Origin of the sequence: Klebsiella grimontii (assembly GCF_900200035.1) — a bacterium.
Taxonomy (GTDB): Bacteria; Pseudomonadota; Gammaproteobacteria; order Enterobacterales; family Enterobacteriaceae; genus Klebsiella; species Klebsiella grimontii.
Window position 1 is genome coordinate 1 of record NZ_FZTC01000027.1, and the last position, 14349, is coordinate 14349.

Consider the following 14349-nt stretch of genomic DNA (forward strand, 5'->3'; position numbering starts at 1 on the left):
TAATGTTCTTCCTGGAAAAATGGGGGAACTGCTCCCAACAGGTAACACTATACCATTCAGGCAATAATATCGGTATTGGTTCACCAGAAGGCGAAGAAAGTTACTTTTTATGATGTTCGATTCCCTCATCAAAGCAAAAGTTAGTCACTTACCTGAATCGCCACGGATAATCTAGACACTTCCGAGCCGTTGATAATACTGGTTTTCATATTCTGTCGGTGACATCTGATCGCTAGAACCATGCCGACGCTTACTGTTATAAAACATTTCGATGTAATCAAAAATATCACTGCGGGCTTCTTCCCGCGTTCCGTAGATCTTTTTCTTTATCCGTTCACGTTTCAACAACTGGAAAAAACTTTCTGCAACCGCATTATCATGGCAGTTACCGCGACGGCTCATGCTACCCTCCAGGCCGTGTGATTTCAGGAACGACTGCCACTCATGGCTTGTGTACTGACTGCCCTGATCCGAATGAACCAGCACCTGTTTTTCGGGATTACGCCGCCATACAGCCATCAGCAGTGCGTTCAGGATAATGTCCTTTGTCATCCGGGATTGCATGGACCAGCCGATAATTTTGCGTGAGAACAGATCAACAACAACGGCAAGATACAGCCAGCCTTCGTGGGTCCTGATGTAGGTTATGTCCGTTACCCAACGCTCATCAGGAGCATCCGGATTGAACTGTCGCTGGAGCCTGTTGGGTGACACGATACTGGCCTCGCCTTTACGTGCCCGCGGGCTTCGGTATCCGACCTGAGCCTTTATTCCGACACGTTTCATCAGTCTCCAGACTCTGTTTACTCCGCACTGTTGCCCGCTGTCACGCAGATCCAGATGGATTTTGCGATAACCATAGACGCATCCCGATTCCAGCCAGAACTGTTTAATCTGTCCTGTCAGTCTCAGGTCTGCCTGATGGCGTTGTGAATGCGGCTGCTGAAGCCAGGCGTAAAAACCACTGGGATGAACATCCAGCACCCGACAGAGCAGGCGAACAGGCCAGCAACAGGAGTTGTCACGGATAAAGGCGTACCTCAGTCGGACAGCTTTGCGAAGTACGCCGCAGCTTTTTTTAATATGTCCCGTTCGTCGGTAACCCGTTTCAGCTCTTTCTGGAGACGGCGGATCTCGGCCTGAGCATCTGACTGTTCTTTATTAGTGGAAGAATCCGGACCGTACTTCTTTATCCAGGCATAAAGGCTGTGGGTGGTGATATCGAGACGTGTTGCAACGCTGGCAACAGAATAACCGCGATCAACAACCTGTTTAACTGCTTCAGTTTTAAACTCTTCGGGATAACGCTTACCGCTCATGGGCACCTCTCTTTAAGCCATCTTAAATGACTCTGAGGTGTCTGTTAAACCCGTGGCGATTCAGTCAAGCCATTTATTCATCTGCTCAATTTCACCTTTTTGAGCTTTAATAATGTCCTGTGCGAGTTTTCTCATTTCGGGATCTTTTCCATACTTCAGCTCGGTTTCAGCCATTGCTATTGCCCCTTCATGGTGTGCAACCATGCCTTTTGCAAAGGCCTTGTCGGGATCTGGCTCATTAACGGCGGCCATCATTTTGTCATGCATATCTTTCATCCCCGCCATGTATTCCTGTGACGATGCTGATGAGGTCATATCTGACATGTTCATTTCAGAATGTTCAGCAGAAATGGCTGGCAGGGATAACATTAATATTACAAAAAGGGTGTTTTTGATTTTCATATAATAATTCCTTTCAGACAGGTACCGGTTAAGTGTAGCTGAGTCAGACAAAAAAGCCCCCTGACGGGGGGCAAAAATGTAGCAACGTTGTTTCAGGAAAATCTATCAGGGAAAAGGTAACAGCACGGATACTACCGTCGCATTCAGCCTGCATTGATCATGCGGCGGTGCGCTTCGGCCATGGCCTGATGTGGGCCGGATTGCCCGTTATTCATGAATTCATGGGCAACCGCTGCTCTTTCATGCTCATTCATCGCCGCGTAAGACGTTGACGGGACGGTCGTGGATACCGTGTTATTTCCCATCATCTTCTGATGACTTTCCACCATTTTCTGGTGCGCATCCGCCGAGCCGTTCGTCATGGTTTCATGAGCAATAATGGCCTGTTCATGCTGGTCCATACCGGTCATACGAGGAGCAGTCCCCTGGATCCCGACAGGAGCCGCAGCAGACTGCATCTGGTGAGCAGGAGCCTGTGCATTGTTGACGCGATCATGGATATTCACGGTTTCAGTGGCCCAGGCCGATGAAATTAAACCAAAGCCCAGCAAAGATGCTAATACGATATTTTTCATGATAACTCTCCATTTCTGAATTAGTGATGTCCGGGGAAGTACAACCGGTGTTTTCAGTTCCATAACTGAAACAAGTTCGGCAGCATTTATTTCTCCGGAAGAGGGCTGGATATTCATTTCCTGGCGTACTCTGACGCCGGGTATTGATGAAGCAATCCAGCCTTCCTGATAAGTTGCACTAATTATATCGAATGGCTTCTGTTTGCTGCATGACAGGCTAATGACATCTTTGTCATTTACATCTTTATTTTCAGCATTGGGTTTCCGGGATCATTTTCTCCAGTCTGGGCACGGATAAGATAAAACGCGTGGAGCGTACGTCTGATTCCACATTTACTCTTCCGTGATGTGCTTCCACAATGGACTTCACGATAGCAAGACCGATGCCGCTGCCTTCTCCTTTTCGTTGCCTGGACGGATCCACCCGATAAAAACGGTCAAACAGCCTTGATAAATGCTCCTCAGGGATAGGTTTTCCCGGATTTTCAATCACCAGGTCAAAAACATTTTCCTGTTCTTTGATGGCGACGGTGATGGCCTGTCCCTCCGGGGTATAACGCAGGGCATTGGACAGCAGGTTATTGATTGCTCTTCTGAACATTTGTGGATCGCCCTCAACCAGACAGGGCATCCCGTTAAACCTGAGCGTGATATTGCGTTCTTCGGCCCAGGCTTCGAAAAATTCGAAGACTTTCAGGACTTCCGCTCTGAGATCAAATCTGACCCTGTCAGGTATCAGCTGGTTATTGTCCGCTTGGGCCAGAAACAGCATATCGCTGACCATTTTGGTCATCCGGTTATACTCTTCAAGACTGGAGTAGAGGACATCCTCGAGCTCCTTCTGCGTCCGGTCCTGACTCAGTGCGATCTCAGTCTGCGTCACCAGATTGGTGATGGGCGTTCTGATCTCGTGGGCGATATCGGCAGAGAAATTGGCCTGGCGGGTAAAGACATCCTCAATCTTTCCAATCATATGATTGAACGAGATAACCAGCTGCTCCAGCTCAATGGGAACGCGTGTCGATTCCAGCCGCGCATCAAGATTCTCGGAAGTGATGTTTTTAATGGCCGTGCTGACATTACGAAGGGGCAGATGTCCCTGCCGGACGGCGATACGAATGATCAGAACAATCAGCAGGCTTATCACGACGGCAATCGCAATCAGATTCTTTTTCAGCGCATCGAGATAGTGGAGATGGAAATTTATGGAGAGGCCAGTCAGCATGACATAGTTCTGCTGTTTACCCTGAAAAATCGCCTGACCAGAGGAGGCGATAATCCGGTAGGTGTCCATTTTCATTCCGGATTCGGCGTGCATCGGACCCGCAGGCTCTTCCACCGTCCAGAGAAAGACATCCCGTGCGCGGCTGTGCTCGTTAAAATCTGCTGAATTCACGGCCGGGCGTAGTGCTGCCCCCTGCGCTGAACTGAAGAGCACCTCCCCCCTGGGGTTGAGGAGCAAAAAGGCAACGTTGCGGTAGCTGGCAATCGACTCCTTTATTTTGCTTATTTTTTTTTCATCCGGATCCGCCGGGGACTGCATTATACGATTCAGTGTGGTACTGATTTGCTGCAGATCGCTGACATCCTGCTCGGCAAAATGATTTTCAACCGAATGCAGCATAAACCAGGTGAAGGCGATAAAAGCCAGTATCGTGGACAGGCTGATAAAAAAGGTCAGCCGCAGCGCGAGCGAGAACGGGCGTCTGGACGGTTTGCTATGCATCCGGGACCTCCAGCATGTAGCCCACGCCCCGGACTGTCTGGATCAGCTTTGTCCCGTAATCGTTGTCTATTTTCGCGCGAAGTCGCTTTACGGCGACATCAATCGCGTTAGTGTCGCTGTCAAAATTCATGTCCCAGACCTGAGAGGCAATCAGGGAGCGGGGTAGCACTTCACCCTGATGGCGAATGAAAAATTCCAGCAGGCTGAACTCTTTACTGGTGAGCACAATGCGGTTTCCGGCGCGACTGACTTTTCTGGAGACGAGATCAACCGAGAGGTCAGCCACCTTAAACTGACTTTCCGTGATCAGCGTGTTTCCCCGCCTCAGTAGGGTCCTTACCCGGGCGAGCAGTTCGGCAAACGCGAAGGGTTTAACCAGATAATCGTCCGCTCCCAGTTCCAGTCCTTTGACCCGGTGTTCAATCGTGCCAAGGGCCGTCAGCAGCAAGACCGGCATCCCCTTTCCGGCCGAGCGCAGCATACGGATGATGTCCCAGCCGTTCACATCAGGCAGCATGATGTCCAGAATGATTAAATCATACTCGGCAGTCATGGCGAGATGGTATCCGCTAAGACCATTATCGGCGTGATCCACCACGAACCCTGCCTCTGACAGTCCCTTGCTGAGATATTCACCTGTTTTAATTTCGTCTTCGACGATCAATATTTTCATCTTGCTCCCCGGTCGGCTGCTACGGTCATTCTATTGCGCTCACGATCGTTATCAACGGATTACAGCAATAATGACAACATTGTCATTATCCTGTCACCCGGCAAACAGAGAGCGTTCGGTAAAGTATCCCTATCAATACTCTGGACTTCATTTGAACCATTTACCAGGTCTGCCTGGACGAGAAGCGTTATGTTCAAATTAAAATTACTCAGCATCAGCACGATATTCATCCTGGCTGGTTGTGTCTCTCTGGCACCTGAATATCAGCGCCCGGCAGCACCGGTACCCCAGCAGTTTTCACTGTCCCGAAACAGCCTGACGCCAGCAGTGAATGGTTATCAGGATACGGGCTGGCGTAACTTTTTTGTCGATCCCCAGGTTACCCGGCTGATCGGGGAAGCCCTTGCTAATAACCGTAATTTGAGAATGGCTGCCCTGAAGGTTGAAGAGGCCCGGGCCCAGTTCAACGTCACGGATGCAGATCGTTATCCCCAGCTGAATGCCTCATCCGGGATCACCTACAGCGGTGGTCTGAAAGGCGACAAGCCGACCACACAGGAGTACGACGCGGGTCTGGAACTCCGCTATGAGCTCGATTTTTTCGGCAAGCTCAAGAACATGAGTGACGCTGATCGCCAGAACTACTTTGCCAGCGAAGAAGCCCGTCGGGCTGTACATATCCTGCTGGTCTCCAGCGTTTCACAAAGCTATTTCAGCCAGCAACTGGCGTATGAACAACTCCGTATCGCGCGGGAAACGCTGAAAAATTACGAACAGTCCTATGCTTTCGTTGAGCAACAGCTCGTGACCGGGAGTACGAATGTGCTGGCGCTTGAACAGGCCAGGGGACAAATCGAAAGTACCCGCGCTGAGATAGCCAAACGAGAAGGCGATCTGGCTCAGGCAAACAATGCCCTGCAACTGGTGCTGGGAACGTACCGTGCACTGCCGCCAGAAAAAGGGATGAAAGGCGGTGAGATCGCGCCAGTTAAACTGCCATCAAACCTGTCGTCACAAATTTTGCTGCAGCGACCGGATATTATGGAGGCGGAATACCAGCTGAAAGCGGCTGATGCGAATATTGGCGCAGCGCGGGCGGCCTTTTTCCCGTCCATTACCCTGACCAGTGGCCTTTCCGCAAGCAGTACGGAGCTGTCCAGCCTGTTTACGTCAGGAAGTGGAATGTGGAATTTTATCCCTAAAATTGAAATTCCTATATTTAATGCTGGCAGGAATAAAGCCAATCTGAAGCTGGCTGAAATTCGCCAGCAACAGTCGGTGGTTAATTACGAACAAAAAATTCAGTCAGCCTTTAAGGATGTTTCCGACACGCTTGCGCTGCGCGACAGCCTTAGCCAGCAACTTGAGTCACAGCAGCGTTATCTTGATTCACTTCAGATAACTCTCCAGCGAGCCAGAGGATTGTATGCAAGTGGTGCTGTCAGTTACATCGAAGTGCTGGATGCAGAACGTTCCCTCTTCGCTACGCAGCAAACCATTCTCGATCTTACCTATTCCCGACAGGTTAACGAAATTAATCTGTTTACTGCGCTGGGTGGCGGTTGGGTAGAATAAATTTATTTAATTAATCAGGAAATTAAAAATGCGTAATTCACTTAAAGCTATTTTATTTGGTGCCTTCTCTGTCATGTTTTCTGCCGGTCTTCATGCTGAAACACATCAGCATGGCGATATGAATACTGCCAGTGATGCTTCGGTACAGCAGGTTATCAAGGGCACCGGTGTCGTTAAAGAAATTGATATAAATAGTAAAAAGATCACCATTTCGCACGAAGCAATCCCTGCGGTGGGCTGGCCTGCAATGACCATGCGCTTCACTTTTGTTAATGCAGACGACGCTATCAATGCCCTGAAAACCGGCAACCATGTCGATTTCTCGTTTATTCAGCAGGGCAATATCTCCTTACTCAAAAGCATTAACGTTACGCAATCCTGATTGACTGTCCGGAGCGAATACATCCAGTGCGTCTGAACATTCATTAAGGGATTACTGTGAATGAATGATCGGCCGCATATGCCAGGTGTTTTGATTTTTCAGCGAGAAATTGTATGGCTTCTTTAAAGATAAAATATGCTGCAATAATTATCAGCAGCCTCATAGCAGGAGGGCTGATATCGGTTACTGCCTGGCAGTATGTAAACTCATCACAAAAAACAGTACAAACAGAACAAAAGGCACCGGAGAAAAAGGTACTTTTCTGGTATGACCCGATGAAACCGGATACCAAATTTGATAAACCCGGAAAATCTCCCTTTATGGATATGGACCTTGTGCCAAAATATGCTGATGAAAGTGGCGATAAAAGCAATGGCGGGATCCGTATCGATCCAACCCAGGTTCAGAATCTGGGATTAAAAACGCAAAATGTCACGCGAGGAATGCTGAATTATTCTCAGACAATCCCGGCTAATGTCAGTTACAACGAGTATCAGTTTGTCATTGTGCAGGCGCGCTCTGACGGTTTCGTCGAAAAAGTGTATCCCCTGACTACTGGCGATCATGTGAAGAAAGGCACTCCGCTTATCGATATCACCATTCCTGAATGGGTTGAGGCACAAAGTGAGTTCCTGCTGCTATCCGGTACAGGCGGTACGCCAACCCAGATAAAAGGGGTTCTGGAGCGACTTCGTCTGGCTGGTATGCCGGAAGAGGATATTCAAAGACTGCGTTCAACCCGCACAATCCAGACCCGTTTTACCATTAAAGCACCTATTGATGGTGTCATTACTGCATTTGACCTGCGCACCGGCATGAATATTTCGAAAGATAAGGTGGTGGCTCAGATTCAGGGGATGGACCCGGTCTGGATCAGCGCTGCAGTGCCGGAATCTATCGCCTATCTGCTGAAAGATACGTCGCAGTTTGAAATTTCGGTACCGGCTTATCCGGATAAAACATTCCATGTCGAAAAATGGAACATTCTTCCCAGCGTGGATCAGACAACCCGTACGCTTCAGGTCCGTCTCCAGGTTTCTAATAAGGATGAGTTTCTCAAGCCGGGCATGAATGCCTATCTGAAACTCAATACCAAGAGCCAGGAGATGCTGCTGATACCAAGCCAGGCCGTTATCGATACCGGCAAAGAACAGCGCGTGATTACTGTTGATGATGAAGGCAAGTTTGTGCCGAAACAGATCCACGTTCTGCATGAATCACAACAACAGTCCGGCATCGGCTCCGGCCTGAATGAAGGCGATACCGTGGTGGTCAGTGGTCTGTTCCTCATTGACTCCGAAGCCAATATTACGGGCGCGCTGGAACGTATGCGCCATCCTGAAAAAACAGAAAGCAGTATGCCAGCAATGTCTGACCAGCCTGTAAATATGCATTCAGGGCACTGAGGAGACGACGATGATTGAATGGATTATCCGGCGCTCTGTCGCCAACCGTTTCCTGGTCATGATGGGGGCCCTGTTTCTCAGCATCTGGGGTACATGGACGATTATTAACACGCCGGTCGATGCCTTGCCTGACCTGTCAGATGTGCAGGTCATTATTAAAACCAGCTATCCCGGCCAGGCCCCGCAGATTGTAGAAAACCAGGTCACCTATCCACTTACCACCACCATGCTCTCCGTACCTGGCGCAAAAACTGTGCGTGGTTTTTCACAGTTCGGTGATTCGTATGTATATGTCATTTTTGAAGACGGCACCGATCTGTACTGGGCCCGTTCCCGCGTGCTGGAATATCTGAATCAGGTTCAGGGAAAACTGCCCGCCGGGGTGAGTTCTGAAATCGGTCCGGATGCCACGGGTGTGGGCTGGATTTTTGAATATGCCCTTGTCGATCGCAGCGGAAAACACGACCTTTCAGAACTGCGTTCTCTGCAGGACTGGTTCCTGAAATTTGAGCTGAAAACCATCCCGAACGTGGCTGAGGTCGCTTCGGTTGGCGGCGTGGTGAAACAGTACCAGATTCAGGTCAATCCGGTAAAACTGTCTCAGTATGGTATCAGCCTGCCCGAAGTGAAACAGGCCCTTGAATCGTCTAACCAGGAGGCCGGTGGCTCATCCGTTGAAATGGCCGAAGCTGAGTATATGGTCCGTGCCAGCGGTTATCTTCAGAGCATTGATGATTTTAATAACATCGTCCTGAAAACAGGCGAGAACGGCGTGCCGGTTTATCTGCGGGATGTTGCCCGCGTGCAGACCGGGCCTGAAATGCGGCGTGGTATTGCCGAGCTGAACGGCCAGGGCGAAGTCGCTGGCGGCGTGGTGATCCTGCGGTCGGGTAAAAATGCACGCGACGTTATCACGGCAGTGAGGGATAAACTTGAGACGCTGAAGGCCAGCCTGCCGGAAGGCGTTGAAATCGTGACCACCTACGATCGCAGCCAGCTCATCGACCGGGCGATTGATAACCTCAGTTCCAAACTTCTGGAAGAGTTTATCGTGGTGGCCATCGTCTGTGCCCTGTTCCTGTGGCACGTACGTTCTGCCCTGGTGGCGATTATCTCTCTGCCGCTTGGTCTGTGTATCGCCTTTATCGTCATGCACTTCCAGGGACTGAACGCCAATATCATGTCGCTGGGAGGGATAGCGATTGCCGTCGGTGCGATGGTGGATGCCGCCATTGTGATGATTGAGAATGCGCATAAGCGGCTTGAGGAGTGGGATCATCAGCATCCGGGTGAGCAGATTGACAACGCCACCCGCTGGAAGGTGATTACCGATGCCTCCGTTGAAGTGGGACCCGCACTGTTTATCAGCCTGCTGATCATCACCCTGTCCTTTATTCCTATCTTTACCCTGGAAGGTCAGGAAGGACGTCTGTTTGGCCCGCTGGCATTCACGAAAACGTACTCCATGGCGGGCGCGGCCGCGCTGGCCATCATCGTCATTCCGATTCTGATGGGATTCTGGATCCGGGGGAAAATTCCTGCAGAGACCAGTAACCCCCTGAACCGGGTACTGATCAAAGCGTATCATCCATTGCTGTTGCGGGTTCTCCACTGGCCAAAAACAACCCTGCTGGTTGCGGCCTTGTCCATTTTCACCGTTATCTGGCCGCTGAGCCAGGTGGGCGGTGAGTTTCTGCCGAAGATTAACGAGGGCGACCTGTTGTATATGCCGTCGACCCTGCCGGGTGTCTCTCCGGCTGAAGCTGCAGCGCTCCTGCAGACGACGGACAAGTTAATCAAAAGCGTTCCTGAAGTGGCCTCTGTATTTGGCAAGACCGGTAAAGCAGAGACCGCCACGGATTCCGCACCGCTCGAAATGGTTGAAACCACGATCCAGCTCAAACCTGAGGATCAGTGGCGTCCAGGCATGACGATTGACAAGATTATTGAAGAACTCGACAGGACCGTCCGTTTACCGGGGCTGGCAAACCTCTGGGTGCCGCCAATCCGTAACCGTATTGATATGCTCTCAACCGGGATCAAAAGCCCGATAGGTATCAAGGTGTCCGGAACGGTTCTGTCCGATATCGATGCAACGGCGCAGAGTATCGAAGCGGTCGCCAAAACCGTACCCGGCGTAGTGTCTGCTCTCGCAGAGCGACTGGAAGGCGGGCGCTACATTGATGTGGATATCAACCGGGAAAAAGCCTCCCGCTACGGAATGACGGTGGGCGATGTGCAGCTGTTCATCTCATCAGCCATCGGCGGCGCGACGGTAGGGGAAACGGTTGAAGGCGTGGCCCGGTACCCGATTAATATCCGCTATCCGCAGGATTACCGGAACAGCCCGCAGGCCCTGAAACAGATGCCGATCCTGACCCCGATGAAGCAGCAGATCACGCTGGGCGATGTTGCGGATATTAAGGTCGTTTCCGGGCCGACTATGCTGAAAACGGAAAATGCCCGTCCAGCCAGCTGGATTTACATTGACGCGCGCGGCAGGGATATGGTGTCGGTGGTTAATGACATTAAAACGGCGATCAGTCAGAAAGTGAAACTGAGACCGGGTACCAGCGTGTCATTCTCCGGACAGTTTGAACTGCTTGAGCATGCCAACAAGAAACTGAAGCTGATGGTGCCGATGACGGTGATGATCATCTTCATCCTGTTGTATCTGGCATTCCGCCGGGTTGATGAAGCCCTGCTGATCCTGATGAGCCTGCCGTTCGCCCTGGTTGGCGGGATATGGTTCCTGTACTGGCAGGGCTTCCATATGTCAGTCGCAACCGGAACGGGGTTTATCGCTCTGGCCGGGGTGGCAGCAGAGTTTGGCGTGGTCATGCTGATGTATCTGCGTCATGCCATTGAAGCGCACCCGGAATTGTCCCGTAAAGAGACGTTCACACCGGAAGGCCTTGATGAAGCCCTCTATCATGGTGCCGTACTGCGTGTCCGGCCGAAAGCCATGACCGTGGCGGTGATCATTGCGGGTCTGCTGCCAATACTCTGGGGAACCGGTGCAGGTTCAGAAGTCATGAGCCGTATCGCGGCACCCATGATTGGTGGGATGATCACGGCTCCGCTGCTGTCCCTGTTCATTATTCCTGCCGCCTACAAATTAATCTGGCTGCGCAGACATAAAAAAAGCGTGTCCTGAACCTGAAAGGGCACCCCCTGTGGGTGTCCTTCTTTACTGATTCACCCTGACGTCAGGGTTTAAATCGATAATATACAGAGGTGAGTATGAAAAAAGTGGTTCTGATGGCGCTGGCTCTCGGCCTTTCACTGCCCGCGATGGCGAGTGAAAAAGTGATTGATATGTACAAATCTGAAAACTGTGGCTGTTGTTCCCTGTGGGGCAAGGCGATGGAAAAAGACGGGTTTGAAGTACGAACTCACGTCATGAATGATCAGGCGCTGTCAGCCCTGAAAGAAAAGCATGCTATTCCTGCAGGACTGCGAAGTTGTCATACCGCGGTTGCCGGTAATTTGATCATTGAAGGCCATGTGCCTGCGACAACGATACATAAGGCAATGCAGTCTGGTTCAGGTATATACGGTCTCGCCACCCCCGGTATGCCAGCAGGAAGTCCTGGAATGGAGATGGGAGCCCGAAAAGAGGCTTACGATGTTATCGCATTCTCACCGGATGGAAGTAAAAAAGTCTTCCAGCGAATCGAATAGTCAGCGGAACGGCTGATAACGGGACGCCGGCAGCAGGCACTCTTATGCCGGCGGCATTCGTGGTAATCGCATCCATGACATACCCTGAAGACAGAAGATGCTTCGGTATGCATAAGGAGAGTTACTGTGAAAAATGACAATGCAGTGCAACACAACAACCAGACTGCTTCTGAGCAGACATTATCCCCGGACGAGGGCCACGTATTGCATAAGGTGAGAGATCCCGTGTGCGGGATGGACATCCTGCCCGACAGGGCGCACAGCAGCATTCGATACCAGGACCATCAACTTTATTTCTGCTCCGCCAGCTGTGAGAGTAAATTTAAAGCCCATCCCGATCGTTATCTTACCGAAGATGCCAGTGAACATTCCCATCACCATCACCACGATCATCACGAAGTCAGCCCTGATCAGATAAAACAGCCTCACCACCAGGCGGAGAAAGAGAATTCTGAAGGTGTGTGGACATGTCCGATGCACCCGGAGATACGCCGCAGTGGTCCCGGAAGCTGTCCTGTCTGTGGAATGGCACTGGAGCCGCTCGTAGCTACGGCATCCACGGGGCCAAGTGATGAACTTCGCGACATGACAAGACGCTTCTGGCTGGGGTTGTTGCTGGCGTTTCCGGTTCTGGTACTCGAAATGGGATCTCATCTGTTTCCCGCCTTGAGGAATACAGTACCGCCACAGTACAACACATGGCTGCAGCTGCTTCTGGCCTCTCCTGTCGTGTTGTGGTGTGGCTGGCCATTCTTCGCCCGGGCCGGAATGTCGTTACGTAACCGCTCCCTGAATATGTTTACCCTTGTTGCAATGGGCACCGGCGTAGCCTGGGTGTACAGCGTCATTGCAACCGTCTTCCCCTCCTGGTTTCCTGCATCGTTCAGAAACATGGATGGCCTGGTGGCCGTTTATTTTGAAGCCGCAGCAGTTATTACGGTGCTTGTTCTGCTGGGACAGGTTCTTGAGCTGCGGGCACGGGAACAAACCTCAGGTGCCATTACTGCACTACTGAATCTTGCCCCCAAAACCGCCAGGCGGCTGGATCATGACGGTCATGAAACGGATATTAATGCGGAAGATGTTCTGCCTGGCGATAAGCTCCGCATCAGACCAGGAGAGAGTATTCCGGTCGACGGTATTGTGATCGAAGGCAAAACAACCGTTGATGAATCGATGGTGACCGGGGAATCTATGCCGGTTACCAAAACGGAGGGTGACCCTGTCATCGGGGGGACCATTAATCAGACAGGGAGTCTCATCATCCGTGCAGAGAAAGTCGGTGATGAAACAATGCTCTCACGAATTGTTCAGATGGTCGCTGATGCACAGCGTTCGCGTGCCCCCATCCAGAGAATGGCTGACAGCGTTTCAGGCTGGTTTGTTCCTCTGGTGATACTTATCGCGGTTGTTGCTTTCGTGATCTGGTCTGTCTGGGGGCCCGAGCCCAGGATGGCGCACGGTCTCATTGCGGCTGTGTCGGTCCTGATTATTGCCTGTCCCTGCGCGCTGGGGCTGGCCACGCCGATGTCGATAATGGTGGGGGTGGGCAAAGGAGCCCAGGCCGGGGTGTTAATCAGGAATGCCGAAGCCCTTGAGCGTCTTGAAAAAGTGGACACGCTGGTTGTCGACAAAACAGGCACGCTCACGGAAGGTTCGCCTACGGTGACAGGGATTATCAGTCTCAATCCGGGTGGGGAAACATCTCTTTTGCGTGTAACAGCCGCAGTGGAAAAAGGCTCGCAGCATCCGCTGGGTATGGCAGTAGTTAAAGCAGCACAGGAAAAGGGGATCGCAATACCCGCAGTCACTCATTTCGATGCACCGTCGGGTAAAGGTGTCTCAGGCGATGTCGAAGGTCAACGGGTTGTTATTGGTAATGAACTGGCTATGCAGGAAAACAGTATCGTTATTGATAATCAAAAGGCCGTTGCGGATACGTTGCGGATGGAAGGCGCTACCGTTATCTATGTGGCCACAGACGGGGACCTTGCAGGCCTGATAGCTATCTCGGATCCCGTGAAAACAACCACGCCGGATGCGCTTAAAGCTTTGCGTCAGGCGGGGATCCGCATTGTTATGCTCACCGGGGATAACCAGCTTACTGCTGAAGCAGTCGCACGGAAACTGGGAATAGATGAGGTTGAAGCCGGAATTCTGCCGGATGGCAAAAAAGCAGTGATAACCCGACTGAAAGCGTCTGGCCATGTGGTTGCGATGGCCGGAGACGGTGTGAATGATGCCCCGGCGCTGGCAGCGGCTGACGTGGGTATAGCCATGGGAACGGGTACAGATGTGGCAATTGAAAGTGCCGGAGTCACCCTTCTCAAAGGCGACTTGATGATACTGAACAGGGCCCGTCATCTGTCAGAGATCACCATGAAAAATATCCGTCAGAATCTGTTTTTTGCATTTATCTACAACGCACTTGGCGTGCCTGTGGCTGCAGGTCTGCTTTATCCTGTGTATGGAATACTGCTGTCGCCAGTTATTGCGGCGGCGGCCATGGCTCTTTCCTCCGTCAGCGTCATTGTGAATGCGTTGCGTCTGAAAAGTGTCAGGCTCGGGAAATAACACTGAGTGAAGGGGCTGTTACGAACAGAAGGA

Annotated in this window: 11 protein-coding genes; 6 read left to right on the plus strand and 5 right to left on the minus strand. The window is 51.3% G+C overall.

All coding sequences use genetic code 11. The annotated features are described in order from the left end of the window. Positions 1-171: 171 nt before the first annotated feature. The 5 genes from KOSB73_RS24525 to silR form a co-directional block, all read right to left on the minus strand. Positions 172-1319 (minus strand): IS3 family transposase gene (locus tag KOSB73_RS24525; protein WP_098141133.1). Its coding sequence is split into 2 segments (ribosomal slippage): positions 172-1070 and positions 1070-1319, totalling 1149 coding nucleotides; the frame shifts between segments, so codons are not numbered across the junction. A gap of 60 nt (positions 1320-1379) precedes the next feature. Continuing rightward, positions 1380-1721, minus strand: a complete 342-nt coding sequence (gene copM, locus KOSB73_RS24530; RefSeq protein ID WP_047727581.1) for a CopM family metallochaperone — start codon at positions 1719-1721, stop codon at positions 1380-1382. A 143-nt stretch (positions 1722-1864) separates the two neighbouring features. After that, positions 1865-2296, minus strand: coding sequence for a silver-binding protein SilE (gene silE / locus KOSB73_RS24535; RefSeq protein ID WP_000790483.1), 432 nt, complete (start codon positions 2294-2296; stop codon positions 1865-1867). 250 nt (positions 2297-2546) lie between these two features. After that, on the minus strand, positions 2547-4022 hold the full coding sequence (gene silS / locus KOSB73_RS24540; RefSeq protein ID WP_047727582.1) for a copper/silver sensor histidine kinase SilS: 1476 nt from the start codon (positions 4020-4022) through the stop codon (positions 2547-2549). Next, a complete protein-coding gene (gene silR / locus KOSB73_RS24545) occupies positions 4015-4695 on the minus strand; it encodes a copper/silver response regulator transcription factor SilR (protein WP_047727583.1) in 681 nt (226 codons plus the stop codon). The genes silS and silR overlap by 8 nt, the downstream gene beginning before the upstream one ends. 189 nt (positions 4696-4884) lie before the next feature. Between silR and silC the strand changes: the two genes are divergently transcribed. The 6 genes from silC (at position 4885) to silP (ending at position 14316) form a co-directional block, all read left to right on the plus strand. Next, entirely contained in the window at positions 4885-6270 is a 1386-nt protein-coding gene (silC, locus tag KOSB73_RS24550; RefSeq protein WP_047727584.1) for a Cu(+)/Ag(+) efflux RND transporter outer membrane channel SilC, read from the plus strand. 28 nt (positions 6271-6298) lie between these two features. Then, on the plus strand, positions 6299-6652 hold the full coding sequence (cusF, locus tag KOSB73_RS24555; protein ID WP_098141135.1) for a cation efflux system protein CusF: 354 nt from the start codon (positions 6299-6301) through the stop codon (positions 6650-6652). A 113-nt stretch (positions 6653-6765) separates the two neighbouring features. Then, positions 6766-8058, plus strand: coding sequence for a Cu(+)/Ag(+) efflux RND transporter periplasmic adaptor subunit SilB (gene silB, locus KOSB73_RS24560; RefSeq protein WP_047727585.1), 1293 nt, complete (start codon positions 6766-6768; stop codon positions 8056-8058). A 10-nt stretch (positions 8059-8068) separates the two neighbouring features. Continuing rightward, on the plus strand, positions 8069-11215 hold the full coding sequence (silA, locus tag KOSB73_RS24565; RefSeq protein ID WP_000574029.1) for a Cu(+)/Ag(+) efflux RND transporter permease subunit SilA: 3147 nt from the start codon (positions 8069-8071) through the stop codon (positions 11213-11215). 86 nt (positions 11216-11301) lie between these two features. After that, complete coding sequence (locus tag KOSB73_RS24570) at positions 11302-11742, plus strand: DUF411 domain-containing protein (RefSeq protein ID WP_000758228.1); 441 nt, start codon at positions 11302-11304, stop codon at positions 11740-11742. Between the two features lie 126 nt (positions 11743-11868). Then, positions 11869-14316, plus strand: coding sequence for an Ag(+)-translocating P-type ATPase SilP (gene silP / locus KOSB73_RS24575; protein WP_049133343.1), 2448 nt, complete (start codon positions 11869-11871; stop codon positions 14314-14316). Positions 14317-14349 lie beyond the last annotated feature (33 nt).

Coding starts and splice junctions, on each gene's coding strand:
- copM (WP_047727581.1), bottom strand. CDS start 1,721: ATGAAAATCAAAAACACCCTTTTTGTAATATTAATGTTATCCCTGCCA.
- silE (WP_000790483.1), bottom strand. CDS start 2,296: ATGAAAAATATCGTATTAGCATCTTTGCTGGGCTTTGGTTTAATTTCA.
- silS (WP_047727582.1), bottom strand. CDS start 4,022: ATGCATAGCAAACCGTCCAGACGCCCGTTCTCGCTCGCGCTGCGGCTG.
- silR (WP_047727583.1), bottom strand. CDS start 4,695: ATGAAAATATTGATCGTCGAAGACGAAATTAAAACAGGTGAATATCTC.
- silC (WP_047727584.1), top strand. CDS start 4,885: ATGTTCAAATTAAAATTACTCAGCATCAGCACGATATTCATCCTGGCT.
- cusF (WP_098141135.1), top strand. CDS start 6,299: ATGCGTAATTCACTTAAAGCTATTTTATTTGGTGCCTTCTCTGTCATG.
- silB (WP_047727585.1), top strand. CDS start 6,766: ATGGCTTCTTTAAAGATAAAATATGCTGCAATAATTATCAGCAGCCTC.
- silA (WP_000574029.1), top strand. CDS start 8,069: ATGATTGAATGGATTATCCGGCGCTCTGTCGCCAACCGTTTCCTGGTC.
- KOSB73_RS24570 (WP_000758228.1), top strand. CDS start 11,302: ATGAAAAAAGTGGTTCTGATGGCGCTGGCTCTCGGCCTTTCACTGCCC.